Below are 20,242 nucleotides of genomic sequence, written 5' to 3'. Positions count from 1 at the left end.
ATACCTTTACGGAATGATTAAAAATCGAACACTTTCTAAACGAGCCCGCAAAATAATCATGTGAAATATAGGGTTATCGCTATTCATGTAAAGAAACGCAAAAGGCCGCGGGGATCGCTCCCCGCGGCGTTGGTTTACGCAATTAACAGCTGATGGTTCGCCAGCAGCGTCGCCAGATCCGTCTGCACGCCGTTCAGGGTCACCAGAGTGGTCGGCGAGAACTGACCGCCTGTACCGTCCAGGTCAACCTGGATCTCGGTATTGCTGCCGTTCTGCACCACGCGGATGTAATCGCTGATATTGCCCGCGCTGCTGTCCAGCGTGGCCACGCCGTTCACGTAGCTCGCCGAGCCCGTGCCGGTATAGCCGCTGTCAGAGAGCAGATCGCGCAGGTCAATACGATCCGTGTCCGCGGTCCCTTCCCAAGTGCCGACCGTAAAGCCGTTCACCACGTCGTGACCGTTACCGCCCGTTGCATCCGACGCGTTGATCAGCTTGTAGAGCAACGTATCGTGACCGCCGCTGCCGATGTTGAAGGTGTCGTTCCCGCCGCGGCCTTCGAACTGGTTATCACCGCTGTTGCCGGTAATGACGTCGTCGAAGTCCGAGCCGTTGATCCCCTCAATGTTGAGCAGTCGTGACGTACCGAACCCGGTGTCCTGCGCGGTAGAGAGGCGCAAATCAACGGTCACGCCGGAGGTCGCATTGCGGTAATCCACCACGTCCATCCCGCCGGTGTTGCTCCAGGTGTCGTAGTCGGAATGGGTATTCCAGCCGCCGGAGCCGTTGTAGGTATAGGTGCCATCCTCTGCGATAAAGGTGTCGTTATACCCGGTCCCGGTGAGGGTCCCGCTGTGGCCGCCGGTGGCGGCTTCGGCAGTCAGGACGTACCCCTCTTTGCCGTTGCCCGCTTCCAGACCGCTCCAGGTGACGTTATCCGACACGCCGTTGGTGATCTTCAGGATCTCAGCCGAATAGGTTTCATTCGGATCCAGACCGTAGAAGCTCACCAGCGCGGAGGTATCGTTCGACCCGATACCGGACTGGGCGTTGATGATCTGCGACGCCACCAGCACGCCCGCGGCGTTGTACAGATTGACCGTGTTGCCGTAGTAGGCATTGATGCCCTCGCTGTCGACAATGTGCAGGTGCATCGCGGTGCCGTCAGCAATGGTTTTGCTGTTTTGCACCAGCACCACCTTGCCGTTCTGCTGAGAGACCAGCAGATCCTGCGCGCCGTCCCAGTTGTAGTCGACTGCGGCCACACCGGTAACGTTCGCCAGGCCGGAAGCCAGCTGGCTAGAGGTCCAGGTGGAACCGTAGCCGTTGTTGGTGAACAGGGTCGCCGTCTGCGAGCCGCCGTAGCTGCTGAGCTTGATGATGTCCATCTGCCCGTCACCGTTCCAGTCCACCGCCACCGACAGATAGCCCGCCGTGGCGTTAGAGGCTTCCACCGCGCTCTTGGTAGCAGAGAGCTGCCCTGCGCCGTTGTTGTAGTAAATCACCCCGCCGTTGTTGTTGTAGCTGCTGCCCAGGTACAGATCCATGTAGCCATCGCCGTTGAAGTCCGCCCACGTCATGGACGCCGCCGTGGTGGTATTCGAGGCGTTGGCCACAAACACGTTGGTCAGGTTCTGACCGATAGAGAGCGTGCCGTTACCGTTGTTGTTGATCACGGTTAACGAGTACGCGCCGCTGCGGTTGGTGTGCTGAACCACGTCCACGGTGCCGTCATTGTTAATGTCGACGCCGGAGATTTCACGCATGGTGGTGAACTGTCCCCAGAAACCCGCGCCGCCGTAGGTGCCGTCAGGCGAGAGTACTCCGTTGTTGTTGATCAGATAGGTGATGGAGTCCGCGCCGGAGTCACCGTACGCCAGATCCAGATAGCCATCGCCGGTTTTATCGTACGCAATCACGCCGCCGTACCAGATGGTGGTCCCCATCGCCAGCTGGCTGGCGTTATAGGTGCTGCCATCGTAGGTCCACATCACCTGCGTGGAGCCCGAGTAGGTGGTCTCCGTCGCGAAGATATCCTGCGTGCCGTTACGGTCAAAGTCGGCGGCGGTCTGGCTCACCACGTAGTAGCTGCGGGTGTTGGTCAGCGTATTTCCGGCATAGGTCGAGCTATCGCTGCTGGAGTAGGACTGGCCGTTAGCAATGATATTCCACAGACCGCTGCTGTTCATGCCGAGGGTCATGGTGGAGTTGTTGCTGTTCCCCGCCGTGGTTGCCCAGTCGGTATTCACCGAGGTGGTGTCAATTACCAGGCTGCCGGTCGCCGTACCGGTGGTATTGCCGTTACCCGCGCTGCTCTTCACTTGCGCCGTCACGCTGTAGCTCGACACGCTCAGCGCATCTCCGTCCGGGATCTGCAGATACCAGGTGTTGTGATCCGGGTCGACCACCACCGCGCCGCCGGTCTGGGAGGTGTAGGTTTTTCCATTCACCGTCACCACCAGGTATTCACCGTTCACCAGGTCAGCGGAGACGGTACCGCTGACGATCGGCGTGGTGTCCGACGTGGTCTGCGCGGTAATCGCCGCCGTGGTGGTCGGGATGCTGGTATCGACGTTCAGCACAAAACCGTCGGATTCCGTGTAGTTACCGGCCTTATCGGTGACGCGCACAATGTAGGTGTGGTTGCCGTCGCTCAGGCCGTTGTCCTGGAAGGACCAGCTTGCGCTGCCGTTCATGGTCACCTGGCCGAGCAGGACTCCGTCACGATAGAGCTGCACGATTTCACCGTCGTCCGGGGCGCGGTTAAGCGTACCGTTGATCAGCGGCGAGTTATCGTCCGTCGCTACCGCACTGCCAAAGGTGCCCTGACGCTCGCCTTCGCCGTCGGTATAGCTCACTACCGTGCCTACCGTGGTTGGCGGCGTGGTGTCCACCGTTACCACCTGAGAGGCGGTAGAGCCGACGTTGCCCGCCTGGTCGATAATCCGCACCTGGTAGGTGTAGTCTCCGTCAGGCAGATCGCGGGTATCGGTGTAGCTCCAGCGCTGGTTATTAACGGTGGCGTCTACCCATTGATTACCGCCGTCGAGGCTTATCTGCACGCGTTCATCGCTTGCCAGCGCGCTGCCCAGCGAGCCGTTGATCGTCAGCGTGGTGTCCATGGTGATGAAGTCACTGCTGGACTGCCCGGTATCTTCACTGATGCTGTCGATGGTGACGCCGTACTGCGGCGCCTGCGTATCCACCGTCACCGCCTGCGAGGTGGTCGCCCCGACGTTCCCCGCCTGGTCGACGACCCGCACCTGGTAGTTATGGCTGCCGTCGGTCAGGGTACGCGTGTCGCTGTAGCTCCACTGCGTACCGTTCACCGTGGCGTAAACCCAGTCGGCGCCGCCGTTCAGACTCACCTGAACGTATTCCCCCGCCCCCAGTGGAGCCCCGAGCGTACCGTTAAGCGTGTACGAGGTCGAACTGGTCAGGAAGTCGTTGTTATCGAAGCCGGTATCCACGGTGATGTTATCCACGGTCACCGTAATTGCCGCATCCGGCGGCACCGTATCAACGGTCACCTGCTGATGAGCGCTCGCCCCCACGTTGCCCGCCGCGTCTACCACGCGAACGTAGTAGTCATAGATCTGGTTACCCAGCGTGCGGCCGTCCACGTAGTACCAGCTGTTGCCGGTGACGATGACGTTCTGCCAGGTGACCCCGCCGTTGATGCTGATCTGGGCATACTCGCCGTCGGCCAACGTCGCCCCGAGCGAGCCGTGCAGCGTCAGGGACGTATCGTTGGTGATAAAGTCGCTGCCGCTCAGGCCGGTATCGTCGCTGATGCTGTCGATGGCGATCGTTTTACTGGCGTCCGGTGCAACCGTATCAATGGTCACCACCTGGCTGGCGGTGGCGCTGATATTGCCCGCGTCGTCAATCACGCGCAGCTGGTAGTTGTAATCCCCGTCGGCCAGCGTGCGGCCATCGACGTACGTCCAGCTCAGGCCGCTGACGCTGACGTCGATCCATTTAACGCCGCCGTCGAGGCTGATCTGCGCGTGGTCGCCGCTGCCCAGCGCCGCACCGAGCGTCCCTTTCAGGCTGATCTGGTTGTCGCTGGTAATAAAGTCGCTGCCGGACAGGCCGGTATCCTGGGTGATGGAATCGACCGTAATTGTCGTAGCCGCAGGCTTCGTCAGATCAATCACTACGTCCTGGCTGTCCGTTGCCCCCACGTTGCCCGCGCTATCGATAACGCGTACCTGATACTGATACGTACCGTCCGTCAGGATGCGGCCATCGGTGTAGCGCCAGGTGGTGCCGGTCACCGTCAGGTCAATCCAGTTTGACCCGCCGTCCAGGCTAATCTGCGCCTTCTCGTTATTGCCAAGCTGCGCGCTCAGGGAGCCGTTGACCACGACCTGAGCGTCGTTGGTGATGAAATCCGTCGCGCTCAGGCCGGTGTCGTTTTGCAGCGAATCAATGCTAATACCCATCGACGGCGCGGTGAGATCCACGGTGACGCTGTGGTTATCGCTGCCGCTGTTGCCGATGGTGTTGCTGACCTGCGCGTTAATCACGTACGAACCGCCGTCCGCCAGCGCGGTCACGTCTGCGCTGCCGACCGTATAGCTCCAGGTGCCGTCATTCTGGACGGTCGCCGTATAGGTTTTACCGTTCAGCGTGATGGTCACCGTCTGGCCCGCCGGGGCGTCGGTGGTGCCGCTGACAGTCAGCGGCGTGCCGTGCTCGGCGGCGTTGACGATATCGTCCTGCGCAAAGGTGTTGATGGTGATGGTCGGGACATCGCCGTTCAGCGTCACGTCGTGCGTTGCGCTGCCCGGGTTGCCCGCCCTGTCGCTTACCGACGCGGTGATGGTGTAATCCCCGTCGCTCAGGCCGAGGAAATCACGGCCCGGCACGAAGACCGACCAGGATCCGTCCGCCCCGACGGTCGCCTGATAGCTGTGCCCGTTAAAGGAGACGGTCACCGTCTGGCCCTGTTCCGCCGTGGTGGTGCCGCTGATGGTCTGACCCGCCAGCTGCTCCGCGTTGTTGACGATATCGTCATCGGCCACGGTGCTGATAGTCACGGTTGGCGCGACGGTATCGACCGTTAAGGTGTGCGTGGTCTGGCCGCTGTTGCCGGCCTTGTCGTTGACCGAAGCGGTGACCGTCAGCGCGCCCTGGCTCAGCGCGGCCAGATCGGCTGCCGGAACATCCAGCGTCCACGTCCCGTCGTTCGCGACGGTTGCGGTGTAGGTTTTGCCGCCCAGCGTTACGGTGACGGTCTGACCGGCCTCCGCGCTGGAAGAGCCGCGCACGGTCAGCGGCTGCTGCGCTTCCGCCGCGTTCAGCATATCGTCAGCCGACAGCGTCGCAATGCTCACGACCGGCGCAGTGGTATCCACGCTGATGCCGTGGGTCGCCGACGCGCTGTTGCCCGCGCTGTCCTGCGCCGACACGGACACCTGATAGCTCGCGCCATCGGCCAGGGCGCCCACGTCTGCGGCCGGAACGGTGGTCGTCCAGCTGCCGTCGCTCTGGATGGTGGCCGTATAGCTCTTGCCGTTCAGCGTCACGGTGACCTGCGTACCGCTGGCGAACTGGGCGCTGGAGCCGTTAATCACCAGGGACGAACCGGCTTCCGCCGCGTTGATGACGTCGTCACCGCTAACGGTGTTCACCGTCAGCGCCACGGAGGCGGTGTTCACTACCACATCGTGGGTCTGGGTGCTGCTGTTGCCCGCGCTGTCGGTAATCGTCGCGCTGAGGGTCACGGTGCCGTCGTTCAGCGCGGAAATCACGCTGGCCGGCACGCCCACGCTCCAGTTACCGCTGGCGTCAACGGTGGTGGTGTACTGGTTCGAACCGATGGTGATGACCAGCTTATCGCCGACGCTCGCGCCGGTTGCCGTGCCGCTGACGATCTGCGCCTGCCCGTGCTCCACGCTGTTGATGACGTCATCGCCCGCGACGGCGTTAAAGCTGACGGTCGGCGGCGTGGTATCAAGCGTAATCGCCTTGCCCGCGCTGCCCGGGTTACCCGCGGCGTCGCTCACGCTGACCTGCACGGTGTAGCCGTTATCCGCCAGCGCGGACAGGTCGGCGCCCGGCACGTTCACGCTCCAGATACCGCCCTGCTGCACCTGCGCGGTATAGCTCTTACCGCCCAGCGTCACGGTGACCGTCTGCCCGACTTCCGCCGTGGTGGTGCCGGAGATGGCCACGCCCGCAGCCGCTTCGCTGGCGTTAATCACGTTATCGCCAGCGACCGTATCGATGCTCACGGCTGGCGCGGTGGCGTCCACGCTGTACTCCCGGCCCGCCGAGGCGCTGTTGCCATGCGCGTTGGTGACGCTCACCTGCACGCTGGCATCGCCGTCCTTCAGGCCCGCGAGATCGGCGAAAGGCACGGTGGCCGTCCAGTTACCGTCGGCATCGACTTTCGTAGTGTACGTCTTGCCGCCGAAGGTGATGGTAACAGTCTGGTTTTCCTCCACGTTCGAGGTGCTGCCGGACAGCACCAGATCCGCGCCTTTCTCCGCCGCGTTAATCACGTCGTCGGTGGCAATCGCATCGATGCTGATAGCCACTGCTGACAAATCGACGGTCACGTCATGGCTGATGCTCACCGGGTTGCTCGCCGCGCTCTGGCCTGCAGCGGTCACGGTGACCGTGCCCGCAGCCAGGGCCCCGACGTCTGCCGCCGGGATCGCCGCGCTCCAGGTGCCGTCTGCAAGCACGGAGGCCGCATAGGTTTTGCCGTTGACGGTCACGGTAAGCGTGGTGCCTGCCGCCAGCCCGTCGCTGGAGCCGGTGACAATCAGATTCTGCCCGTGCTCGATGCTGTTGATCACATCGTCGCCCGCCACGGTATCAATGCGCAGACCCGGCAGGCTGGCGTCGATAGTGATTTCGCGCTCGCCCGCGCCGGTGTTGCCGTGGCCGTTGGTGACGGTCGCCGACACGGTCAAATCGCCGTTGCCCAGCGCGGTCAGGACGGATTCCGGCACGTTCACGGACCAGGTCAGATCGCTCTGCACCGTTGCGGTGTAGCTGCTGCCGCCAAGGGTGACGGTGACGGTATTGCCCGCTTCCGCGTTCGCTACCTTACCGCTGATGGTCTGACCCGCGGCCACTTCCGCCGCGTTGATGATGTTATCGCCCGCCACGGTATTGATGGTGACGGTCGGCAGCGCGGTGTCGACCAGCAGGGTCGCCGTATTACTGACGCTGTTGCCCACGCCGTTGGTCGCGGCGGCGTTCAGGGTGTAATTCGCTTCACCCAGCCCCGCCAGATCCGCAGCCGGAACGGTCAGGCTCCAGGTGCCGTCCGCCGCCGTCGTGGCCGCGTAGTTTTTACCGTTGAGGGTTACGGTCACCACGGTGCCTTCCGCCAGGTTGGCGCTGGTGCCGCTGACGCTCAGGTCCTGACCTTTCTCCATCGCGTTCAGCACGTTGTCGCCGCTGATGGCGTTGAAGGCCACGGACGGCAGGCCGGTATCGACGGTCACGTTATGGCTGCCGGTACCGGTGTTGCCCGCCGCGTCGGTAACTGACACAGTCACGGTTACGGTGCCGTCGCTGAGGCCGGAAATGACGCTGGCCGGGACGCCCACGCTCCAGTTACCCGCCGCGTCCAGCACGGTGGTGTAGGTCTGGCCGCCGATGGTGACGGTGACCTTATCCCCCGCTGCCGCGCCGGTGGCGGTGCCGCTAATGATGTGTGCCTGAGCGTGCTCAGCGATGTTAATGACATCGTCGCCCGCTACGGTGTTGATGGTTACCGCAGGAACGGTCACGTCGACCGTCAGAGTGTGATCAACCGACGCCGGGTTGCCCGCCTTGTCGCTGACGCTCGCCGTCACGGTGACGCTGCCGTCGCCGAGTGCCGCCAGATCCGCCGCCGGAACGTTCAGCGTCCAGCTGCCGTCCGCGCCTGCGGTTGTGGTGTAGTCTTTGCCGTTCAGCGTCACGGTCACGGTCTGGCCCGCTTCGGCGGTGGTGGTGCCGGACACGGTCAGATCGGACTGCGCTTCAGCGGCATTCAGAATATCGTCGGTCGCCAGAGTATTGATGGTCACGGACGGCGCGGTTGCATCCACGCTGTACTCGCGGCCCGCCGAGGCGCTGTTGCCGTTGACGTTGGTGACGCTCACCTGCACGCTGGCGTCGCCATCCTTAAGGTGTGCCAGATCCGCAGACGGCACGGTGTAGGTCCAGTTGCCGCTGTCGTCTACTGTCGCGCTATAGATTTTGCCGTTCAGGCTGATGGTCACGGTCTGCCCGGCTTCCACGTTGGTGGTCGCACCGGACAGCACCAGATCCGCGCCCTTCTCCGCCGCGTTAATCACGTCGTCGGTGGCAATCGCATCAATGCTGATGGCAACGGTCGCCAGATCGACCGTCACGTCGTGGCTGATGGTAATCGGGTTGCCCGCAGAGCTGTCGCCGGTAACGCTGATTTTGACGGTGCCTTCCGGCCACGCGCTCACGTCGGTGGACGGGATCGCCGCGCTCCAGGTGCCGTCCGCCAGTACGGTGGCCGCATAGGTTTTGCCGTTGACGGTGACGTTCAGCGCCGTGCCCGCCGCCAGCCCGTCGCTGGAACCGGTGACGATCAGATTCTGCGCGTGCTCGATGGTGTTGATCACGTCATCACCCGCGACGGTGTCGACGCGCAGTCCCGGCAGGTTAGCGTCTATAGCGATATCGCGCTCGCCGGTGCCGGTATTGCCGTGGCCGTTGGTGACGGTCGCCGTCACGCTCAGGCTGCCGTTGCCCAGCGCGGTCAGCACGTCAGACGGCACGTTTACGGACCAGGTCAGATCGTTCTGCACCGTTGCGGTGTAGCTGTTGCCGCCAAGGGTGACGGTAACGGTATTGCCCGCTTCGGCGTTCGCCACGGTGCCGCTCAGGGTCTGGCCTGCCGCCACTTCCGCCGCGTTGATGACGTTATCGCCCGCCACGGTGTTGATGGTGACGGTCGGCAGCGCGGTGTCCACCAGCAGGTTCGCGGTGTTGCTCACGCTGTTGCCCACGCCGTTGGTGGCGGTCGCATTCAGGGTGTAATTGGCCTGGCCGAGACCAGCCAGATCCGCTGCCGGAACCGTCAGGCTCCAGGTGCCGTCTGCCGAGGTCGTCGCCGTGTAGTTTTTACCGTTGAGGGTCACGGTCACCACGGTGCCTTCCGCGAGGTTAGCGCTGGTGCCGCTGACGCTCAGATCCTGACCTTTTTCTACCGCGTTCAGCACGTTGTCATCGCTGATGGCGTTGAAGGCCACCGATGGCAGACCGGTATCGACGGTCACGTTATGCGTGCCGGTGCCGGTGTTGCCCGCTGCGTCGGTAACTGACGCAGTGACGGTTACGGTACCGTCACTGAGGCCCGAAATCACATTCGCCGGTACGCCCACGCTCCAGTTCCCCGCCGCGTCCAGCACGGTGGTGTAGGTCTGGCCACCAATCGTGACGGTGACCTTATCGCCCGCCGCCGCGCCGGTGGCGGTGCCGCTGATGATTTGCGCCTGGCCGTGTTCTGCGATGTTAATGACATCGTCGCCCGCCACGGTGTTGATGGTCACCGCAGGCGCGGTGATATCTACCGCCAGGTTGTGATCCACGGACGCCGGGTTACCCGCTTTATCGCTGACCGATGCGGTGACGGTCACGCTGCCGTCGGTTAATCCAGCCAGATCGGCGGCCGGGACGTTCAGCGTCCAGCTGCCGTCCGCGCTGACGGTTGTGGTGTAGTCTTTACCGTTCAGCGATACGGTCACGGTCTGGCCCGCTTCGGCGGTGGTGGTGCCGGATACGGTCAGATCGGACTGCGCTTCAGCGGCGTTCAGAATGTCGTCGTTCGCCAGGGTATTGATGGTCACGGACGGTGCGGTCGCATCCACGCTGTACTCGCGGCCCGCCGAGGCGCTGTTGCCGTTCACGTTGGTGACGCTCACCTGCACGCTGGCGTCGCCGTCTTTGAGACCCGCCAGATCGGCCGCTGGCACCGTGGCGGTCCATTTGCCGTCGGCGTCCACCGTCGCGGTGTAGCTCTTGCCGCCGAAGGTGATGGTGACGGTCTGGTTTTCCTCAACGTTCGAGGTCGCCCCCGAGAGCACCAGATCCGCGCCCTTCTCGGCCGCGTTAATCACGTCATCGGTGGCAACGGCGTCGATGCTGATGGCAACGTTCGCCAGATCCACCGTCACATCGTGGCTGATGGAGACCGGATTACCGGCGCTGCTCTGGCCCGCAACGGTTACGGTAACCGTACCTGCTGCCAGGGCTCCGACGTCCGCCGCCGGGATCGCCGCGTTCCAGGTGCCGTCCGCCAGCACGGTCGCCGGATAGGTTTTGCCGTTGACGGTCACGGTCAGCGCCGCGCCCGCCGCCAGCCCGTCGCTGGAGCCGGTGATAATCAGGTTCTGTACGTGTTCGATGCTGTTGATCACGTCGTCACCCGCCACGGTATCCACGCGCAGGCCCGGCAGGTTAGCGTCTATCACGATGTCGCGCTCGCCCGTTCCGCTATTGCCCACGCCGTTCGTGACGCTGGCTGACACCGTCAAATCGCCGTTACCCAGCGCGGTCAGCACGTCGGACGGCACGTTCACGGACCAGGTGAGATCGCTCTGCACCGTTGCGGTGTAGCTGTTACCGCCAATGGTCACGGTCACGGTGTTGCCCGCTTCGGCATTCACCACCTTACCGCTGATGGTCTGCCCGGCTGCCAGCTCCGCCGCGTTAATGACGTCGTCACCTGCAATGGTGTTGACGATCACCCCCGGCAGAACGGATTCCACGTTCACGGTGTGCGACGTACTGGTATTGTTGCCGACACTGTCCGTTGCTGAGGCGGTGACGGTATAAAGCGCCTCGCCCAGCTGACCGACCTCGTTCGCCGGAACGGTAGTCGTCCATTTTCCGTTATCGTCCACCTGCGCGCTGTACGCTTTGCCGTTCAGCATCACGGTTACCACCGCGCCTGCCGCCAGGCCGGAAGCCGTACCGGAGATCGTCAGATCCTGGGTTTTCTCGGCGTTGTTGATCACATCGTCACCGGAAACGGTGTCAATGGTCAGCACCGGCGCGGTCAGGTTCACCTCCACGCCGTGCGTGGCGCTGTTGCTGTTGCCCGCTTTATCGGTCAGCGCCGCGGTAATGGTGTAATCCCCGGCGGCCAGGGCGGTGACGTCCGCCGCAGGCACGCCCACGCTCCAGTTGCCTGAGGCATCCAGGGTGGCGGTATACGATTTGCCGTTGAGGGTAACGGTGACCACGTCGCCCGCCGCCGCGCCGGTCACGGAGCCCGTGACAATCAGAGCCTGCGCATGCTCGGCGCTGTTGATCACGTCGTCGTCGGAAACGGTGTTAATGGTCAGCTGCGGAACGGTGGTATCCACCAGCACGTCGCGATCCGCAGAGGCCGGGTTGCCCGCCTTATCAGACACGGCGGCGCTGATGGTGTAGTTGCCGTCGGTAATACCGCTCAGATCCGCGGACGGCACGGTCACGCTCCAGCTGCCGTTTGCCTGCACGGTAGTGGTGTAGTCCACGCCGTTCAGCGTCACGGTGACGGTCTGGCCCGCTTCGGCGTTGGTCACGCCGTTAACAACCAGATCCTGCTGCGCTTCGGCCGCATTGATGATGTTGTTGTCGCTGACGATCTCGATAGACACCGTCGGCGCGGTGGCGTCCACGCTGTACTCGCGGCCTGCCGACGCGCTGTTGCCGTTCACGTTGGTGACGCTCACCTGCACGCTGGCATCGCCGTCCTTCAGGCTGCCCAAATCGGCGGACGGTACGGTCGCCGTCCAGTTGCCGCTGGCATCGACCGTCGCGGTGTACGATTTGCCGCCGAAGGTGATGGTGACGGTCTGGTTTTCTTCCACGTTAGAGGTAGAGCCGGACAGCACCAGGTCCGCGCCTTTCTCAGCCGCGTTGATTACGTCGTCCGAGGCAATCGGGTTAATGCTGATGGCGACTGCCGCCAGATCCACCTTCACGTCGTGGCTGATGGAAACCGGATTGCCCGCCGCGCTCTGGCCTTCTACGGTCACGGCAATCGTGCCCGCATTCAGCGCGCTGACGTCTGCCGCCGGAATGGCCGCCGTCCAGGTGCCGTCCGCCAGCACGGTTGCGGCGTAGGTTTTACCGTTGACGGTCACCGTTAACGCCGCGCCCGTTGCCAGGCCTTCGCTGGAGCCGGTGATAATCAGGTTCTGAGCGTGCTCAATGCTGTTGATCACATCGTCGCCCGCCACGGTATCGACGCGCAGGCCCGGCAGGTTGGCATCAATGGTGATGTCGCGCTCGCCGGTGCCGGTGTTGCCGTGGCCGTTGGTGACGCTGGCTGACACGGTCAGATCGCCGTTACCGATGGCGGTTAAGACCGTGGACGGCACGTTGACCGACCAGCTCAGATCGTCCTGAACCGTCGCGGTATAGGTATTGCCGCCAACTGAAATAGTGACAGTGTCACCGCTCGCCGCGCCGCTCACTTTGCCGCTCAGGGTCTGCCCGGCAGCCACTTCCGCTGCGTTAATGACATCGTCCGTGGCGACAGGGTTGATGGTGACCTGCGGCAGCGCGCTGTCAACCAGCACGCTGTGGCCGGTGCTTGCGCTGTTGCCCGCCGCGTCGGTTACGCTCGCCGTCACGACGTAGCTTGCTTCGCCGAGCGCAGAAACGTTTGCCGCCGGAACGGTGATGCTCCAGCTGCCGCTGGCGTCGGTGGTGGCCGTATAGCTGATGCCATTCAGGGTCACCGTAATGGTGGTTCCGTCCGGCTGGTTGCTGGTGCCGGACACCAGCAGATCCTGGCCTTTCTCGGTCGCGTTGATCACGTCGTCAGCCGCCAGGGTGTTGATGGCAATCACCGGCGCGGTCAGGGAAACGTCAAACGCGTGCGTCGCGCTGGTGCTGTTACCGGCTTTATCGGTGAGGGTCGCGGAAATCGTCTGGTCGCCGTTTGCCAGCGCGCCCACGTCCGCCGCCGGAACGCCCACGCTCCAGCTGCCGGACGCGTCCAGCATCGCAGTGTAGTCTTTCCCGTTCAGGGTCACAGTAATCACGTCACCCGCCTGCGCGCCCGTGACCTTGCCGGAGACGATCAGCGCCTGGCCGTGCTCGGCAATATTCACGACGTCGTCGCCCGCGACGATGTTGAACGAAATCTGCGGTACGGTGGTGTCGACCAGCACCGAGGAGCCCGCGCTGGCCGGGTTGCCTGCCTTATCGGACACGGTCGCCGTGACCGCCGCGCTGCCGTCGGCGATGCCTGCCATATCCGCCGCCGGAACGTCGAGCGTCCAGCTGCCGTCCGCCTGCACCTGCGCGGTGTACTGATTGCCGTTGAAGGTCACGGTGACCGTCTGGCCCGCTTCGGCAGTAGAGGTGCCGCTCAGGGTCAGATCCTGCGCCGCCTCTGCCGCGTTCAGCATATTGTCACTGCTGATGGTGTTGATGGTCACCGTCGGCGCGGTGGTATCAACGCTGAATTCCTGCGCCGAAGACGCCGCGTTGCCGTTCACGTTGGTGACGGTTACCTGCACGCTTGCGTCGCCGTCTTTCAGGCCGCTCAGATCGGCTGCCGGAACGGTCCAGGTCCAGTCGCCGTTGGCATCCACCGTGGTGGTATAGGTTTTACCCGCGAAGGTGATGGTTACGGTCTGACCCGCTTCCACGTTGGAGGTGGTGCCGGAAAGCACCAGGTCCTGACCTTTTTCCGCCGCGTTGAGCACGTTATCGTCGGTCACGCTGCTGATGGTGATGGCGACAGGCGCGAGATCGACGTCCACGACGGTGCCGATAGTCACCGGGTTGCCGGAAGCATCCTGCGCGCTGGCCTTGATATCCAGCGAACCGTCCGCCCACTGGGACACATCGGCCGCCGGTACCGCCGCCTGCCAGGTGCCGTCCGCCAGTACCGTTGCCGAATAGGTTTTGCCGTTGATGGTCACGGTCACGGTGCTGCCCGCCGTCAGATCGGTGCTGGTGCCGGACACAATCAGGTTCTGAGCGTGTTCAATCACGTTGATCACGTCATCACCCGCCACGGTATCAATACGCAGTCCCGGGAGCTGGGCGTCGATGGTGAAGTCGAGAGAAGAAGAGCCGGTATTGCCGTGCGCGTTGGTCACGCTGGCGGAGACGGTGAGGTCGCCGTTGCCGAGTGCGGTAAGCTGGCTCTCGCTTAACGGCAGGCTCCAGGTCAGATCGTCCTGCACGGTAGCGGTGTACGTCTGGCCGCCAAGGATAATGGTGACAGTGTCACCTGAAGCCGCGTTCGTCACCTTACCGGTCAGGGTTTGCCCTGCCGCCACTTCCGCTGCGTTAACGATATTGTCGCCCGCCAGCGTGTTAATCGTCACCACCGGCAGCGAGCTGTCCACCAGCACATCGTGCGAGGTTGACGCGCTGTTGCCTACGCTATCCGTGACGCTCGCCGTCACGGTGTAATGGGCTTCTCCCAGCGCGCTGACGGCCGAGGCCGGTACGGTGACGCTCCAGCTGCCGCTGGCGTCGGTGGTGGCGGTGTAGTTGATGCCGTTCAGGTTAACGGTGATGCTGGTCCCTTCCGGCTGGTTGCTGGTGCCGGAGAGAAGCAGATCTTCGCCCTTCTCGGTCGCGTTAATCACGTCGTCCGCCGCCAGGGTGCTGATACCAATAACAGGCGTCACGGTATTCACCACCACATCCAGCGAACTGCTTCCGGTATTACCGGATCGGTCGGTCACGGAGACGTCGATTGTCCAGGTGCCGTCAGTCAGCCCCTGCACGACGGACGCCGGCAGGCCGAGGCTCCAGTTACCCGCCGCATCCACCACGGTGGTGTAGTCGACGCTGTTAATGGTGATGGTGACCAGGTCGCCCGCTGCCGCACCGGTGACGGAGCCGCTCAGGATTTGCGCCTGTGAATGGGCGAGCTGGTTAATGGTGTTGGTGTCGGTGACAAAGTCGTTAATGGTCACCTGCGGTACGGTTGCGTCCACCAGACCCACGCGGTCCGCGCTGCTGGCGTTGCCCGCCACGTCGCTCACGGTGGCCGTCACGGTCACAATGCCGTCCGTCAGGGCACCCACGTCAGCCGCAGGCACGCTCAGCTGCCACGTACCGTCCGTCTGAACCGTGGTTTGATACGATTTGCCGTTCAGCGTTACGGTGACCGTCTGGCCCGCTTCCGCAGTGCTGGTACCGCTTAAGGCTAAATCCTGCTGCGCTTCAGCCGCATTGATGATGTTGTCAGCGGTCAGGTTATCGAGCGTAATCGCCGGTGGCTGCGTATCCACCGTGACCACGCGCGCGGCGTCCGCGCTGTTGCCGCTGACGTTAGTGACGCTGACGCTCACCTGCGCGCGCCCGTCGATCAGGGTTTCCATCGCGCTGGCCGGTACGGTCAGGCTCCAGGAGCCGTCCTGCTGCACCTGCGCGGTGAAGGTCTGGTCGGCGAATTTCACCACCACGGTCTGCCCCGCCTCCACGCCCTGCGTCTGGCCGGAAAGGGTTAAATCACCGCCTTTTTCTGCCGCATTGAGCAGGTCGTCGCCGGAGACGGTATCAATGGTGACCGCCACGGCGTTCAGATCGAGCTCAATCGGGTGTTCAGCCGAAACGGGATTGCCCCAGGCATCTACCGCGCTGACGCTAACCGTCATGCCGCCCGCCGTCCAGGCCTGCAGGTCCGCCGCCGGAACGCCGATCTGCCAGCTGCCGCTGGCGTTAACCGCGGTGACGTACTCCACGCTGTTGATGGTGACGACAATCTGCGTGCCCGCGGCCAGATGGCTGCTGGAGCCGGTGACGCTCAAATCCTGCTGCTGTTCGATGGCGTTGATCACGTCATCGCCGGAAATGGTGTTCACGCGCAGGCCCGGCAGCTCCGCGTTGATGTTGATATCACGCTCGCCGGTGCCGGTATTGCCGTGCCCGTTAGTGACGGAGGCGGTAAAGGTTAAATCCCCGTCGCCGAACGCCTGAAGATCCGCTGACGGGATTTTCACGCTCCAGGTCAGATCGCTGCCAACCGTCACGGTGTAGCTCTTGCCGCCTGCGGTGATGGAGACGGTATCGCCCGTCGCCGCGCCGGTAACGCGACCGCTGAGGGTTTGATCGACGCCCGCTTCGGCGTTATTGACCAGGTTGTCGCCCGCAAACGTATTGATAATGACCTGCGGAAGGACGGTATCCACCAGCAGATTTGCTTCGGCAGAACCGCTGTTACCCACGCTGTCGGTACCGCTGACGCTGACGGTGTAAAGCGTGTTCGCCAGATTCAGGACGTCGGAAACCGGCACCTGGACCGCCCAGATACCGTTTTCTACGGTGGCCTGATAGCTGACGTTGTTCAGCGTCACGGTGACGGTAGTGCCGTCCGGCAGGTTGCTGGTGCCGGTCAGGCTCAGCGGCTGCATCGCCTCCTGGGCATTCAGGACGTTATCCTGGCTGATGGCGTCAATCGTAAATTCCGGCGGGTGTCCGCTCAGCGTAATGCCGTGCGTGGCGCTGCCGGTGTTGCCTGCCGCGTCAGTGACGGAAACCGAAAGCGTGTGGTTGCCTTCACCCAGCGCGCCCAGCACGGACGCCGGAACGCCCACGCTCCAGCTGCCGTCCGCCAGCACCACGCCGGTGAAGGTCTGGCCGCCAAGGGTCACGGTGACCACATCGCCCGCGGCGGCACCGCTCGCCTGGCCGGAAATAATGTGCGCCTGGCCCTGCTCGCTGATGTTGAGAATATCGTCGCCCGCCACGGTATGGATGGTGACGACCGGCGCGGCGGTATCCACCGTGAAATCTGCCGTCACGGACGAGCCGTTGCCCGCTTTGTCGCTCACGTTAACCGTCAGGGTGTGGTTACCCTCATTGAGCGCCTGCACGTCGCTCGCGGCAAGCGTGACGGACCAGGTGCCGTCGCTGCCCACCGTGGCGTTATAGTTTTTACCGTTCAGGGTGACCGTGACGATCTGACCGGTTTCCGCATTCGTTTTACCGGTCAGGGTCAGCGGCTGATTGTGCTCAGCCGCATTAATGATGTTGTCCTGTGCGAGGGTATCGACAGAGAGGGTTGGCGCGGTGGTATCCACCCCAATCGTCTGGCTTCCGCTGACGGTGTTACCCGCCGCGTCTTTACCGCTCACGCTAACCGTCCAGGTACCGTCGCCCAGCGCCTGCGCGTCTGCCGCAGGTACGTTAACACTCCACGCGCCGTCTGCCCCGACTTCAGCCGCGTAGGTTTTGCCGTTCAGCGTCACGGTGAGTTCGGTACCCTGCGCCAGGTTTTTGCTGGCACCGGAAAGCGTAAAGCCCGCAGATTGCTCGCTGGCGTTCAGCACGTTATCGCCCGCCGTGGTGGCAAGCGTTATGGCGGCATCGGCGGTAGAGACCGTCACGGTGATACTGCCCGCAGAGGTGGTTTTACTGCCGTCGATCTGCACGACCGACCAGGTGTGCTCCCCGTCCGTCTGGTTCGGTAATATTACCGTCCACGTGCCGTCTGTACCGACCATGGTGCTGGCAATGGTGCTGCCGCTGCTGTCTTTGATCTGGATGGTCGCGCCCGGCTGACCGGTGCCGCTAAAGGTTGGGTTGCTGTCGTCCGTGATCTCGTTTGCGCTCAGCACGCCCTGCTTGTCACCCGCTTTATCCGACAGCAAGAAGGTCGGCGTGGCGCTTTCAACTTCTTTTGTATTATCAATGACTTTTGTTTTAGTTTCGCCGTCACCGCCGTTTGCCAGCAGTGCCCCAATGGCACCGCCGCCTAACGCAGCCCCCGCAATCCAGCCCCACGGCGCGTCGCTTAAAACGCTTTCCTGCTCGAGGAAAGGTTGAATGCTGCTAATCGGTGTGGCCTGCGCGGTTAACTCGGTCACCGCAACGCCTGACGCTTCCCCGGCATCGGCAAAAGAAATATGTGTGAGTTCCTGACGGTCGTTGAACACCAGCTCTGACTGATTATGCGTCTCTGGATCTTCGACAAAATAGTTATTGCAGCGAATAACGCTGCCATCTTTCATATAAATGAGGAGGTCTTTCCCCTGACGGACATAACGCGCCACATCCTGAGCGGAGCCCTGAATTTCAATCACGCTCGGGGATGAAATAGAGACCGACAGATTTCCTTCGCCGGTTAATTTGGTTTTCTCCGCCGTTTTGCGAATGATGACATCAACAACTTTTATGTTACTCATATTCTTCTCCTTGCAGGTGTACGGATTCCTGTGGATATGTCCACCAGACGGATGTAGCTATCCCTGGGAAAAAACACCCATTATTTTCAGTCTTACTTTGCGCAACACTGCGCGTCTTTTATTAACTCAAGTCGGGTAATTTTGCGGCAGCGTTTTTCTCTATTCCAATAAGCGGCATTAAATTATCAACCGCGGAAGCATAATTAATTGCCGAACTCCAGCCGTCATACTCAGCGATTATTTTCGCTGAGGTGGCCTGCCAGACATCCTGCTCAACGCTGAGCAGATCGTTAATGCTCCGCTTGCTCAGGGTGTATTCATTTTTATAAACATCCCGGGCGCGCAGCGCATTTTCCAGCTGCTGCTTTCCGGCCTCCATTCTTCCCCGTGCGCCGGTCCAGTCAGCCTGCGCGACGGAGGCTTTTTGCAGGACATCGAAACGCGCCTGATCGACCTGAGAGGAGGCCATGGCCCGTGCGCCTTCCGCCTGCCGAACGCGAGCTGAAACCGCGCCCCCCTGATACAGCGGTGCGTCGATATTGAGCTGTATCTGGTCGTCCCAGTAGGAACGGTTGTCCGATTCGTAACGGGTGCGCCCCCCCTTCAGGCTTAACGTCGGCCAGTGCTGGGACTTCGCCGTTTCCACGCCATACTGGGCCGAACGTTCCATGTTCTGCGCGGCCATCACCGCCGGTATTAACGAATAATCAATACGATTGAGCGAATCTGGCTCAACCGCGAGGTTCGCAGGCACCGGGGAATACGCTTCTGCCTGCATCCCGGTTAATACCGCAAGCCTGGCGCGCGCGCTGTTTAAGGCGGCGTGATACTGCGCGACCGTCGCCTGCATGCCGGCAATGCGCGTGCGGGTCTGAAGCTCATCGGAGGTGGAACTCACGCCCGCGTCTGCGCGCAGCTTTGCCAGCTGCTCGACGTTTTTGAGCGCCTGAACGTTTTCGATTGCCGCCTGCAGCAGATCGGAATAGCGTTTGACCTCGACATAGCTCAGCGCCGTTTTTTCCGCCACGTCCGAAAGCGTGCCCATCAGCTGATAGCGGTAGCTATCGCGCTGGGCGGAGGACTGGCTGATGCTGTTATTGGTCTTGCCAAAATCGTACAGCAGCTGCGTCAGGCTCAGCCCCCAGGCGGCTGAATTCTTCAGCGACCCGCTGGAATCGGTGGTCTGGCTGTGCCCTGTACTCCCGTTCAATGATATTTGCGGCATCCAGCCGCTGCGCGCTTCATCTATTTGTGCCTGGCCAATACCTAATTGCGCGGCCTGCTGGCTAATTGACGGATCGCGATCGATTGCAAAAAGAATACTTTCTTTTAAGGTTGTGGTTGCCACCGGGGCAATACCTACCTGATTACTATTGGCGAAAGCCGTATTTATGGCTAATGAAATGAATGCCAGTGCTGCTGTAAATCGGCGTAACATAGGCTTTCGTAATATCGTCATGTTATCTCCCTGACTCTGAGTGATACTCAAGCAAATACCCAAAAAGAGGTACAGATAATTAGACAAATATCTTATTTAGCTACCTTGCTGAATTTAAGGTAATACTCCCCATACCCATTTCCATTGGAGATGAGATCTGCCTGCGTTTTATTTCAATTAAGAATTTACTTATTTCTTAAACTGGTTAGCAGCATAACAAAATGCGTTATAGCCCACTACACCCACAATGTTAATGTGGTGTTACAATTAAGAAAAAATATGGGGTTTCTGGACAAAACCCTAAAAGTGTCCTTTCAGATGAAACATATAAAGCCTCTGTTATCTAAGGAAAATTCTGAATTCTTTCCATGCACATTTTTGCGTTAATTTCAGAGCGAGTCAGACACAAAGATTTTCAAAGAAGTGTCAGTTTTAGTAACTCGAGGGGTTTGATTGGAATTAAAAACCATTAAAAAACTAATGTAAGAAATTAAGTTCCGCACAGGATGAAAATATCAGATTTTAAATCCACATAAGAGTAAAGCACTGGTTACATAATCCAAATCGTTAAATAAAACATAACAATAACATTGTGATTAACATTCAAAACGGCTTCCTTATACCTGCTTAATAAAATTTTAATAATCACCCATGTGAATCATCA

2 protein-coding genes are annotated in these 20,242 nt (G+C 61.4%); both read right to left on the bottom strand.

What is annotated here, in order from left to right; all coding sequences use genetic code 11:
• Positions 1 to 134: 134 nt before the first annotated feature.
• Positions 135 to 18,140, bottom strand: coding sequence for an Ig-like domain-containing protein (locus tag DFO52_RS01095; RefSeq protein ID WP_133548887.1), 18,006 nt, complete (start codon positions 18,138 to 18,140; stop codon positions 135 to 137).
• 121 nt (positions 18,141 to 18,261) lie between these two features.
• Entirely contained in the window at positions 18,262 to 19,599 is a 1,338-nt protein-coding gene (locus DFO52_RS01090) for a TolC family outer membrane protein (protein ID WP_133548885.1), read from the bottom strand.
• Between the last annotated feature and the right edge of the window lie 643 nt (positions 19,600 to 20,242).

It is taken from the genome of Enterobacter sp. AG326 (genome assembly GCF_004362415.1).
Lineage (GTDB): Bacteria > Pseudomonadota > Gammaproteobacteria > Enterobacterales > Enterobacteriaceae > Enterobacter > Enterobacter asburiae.
This window is presented reverse-complemented; position numbering and strand designations above follow the sequence as displayed.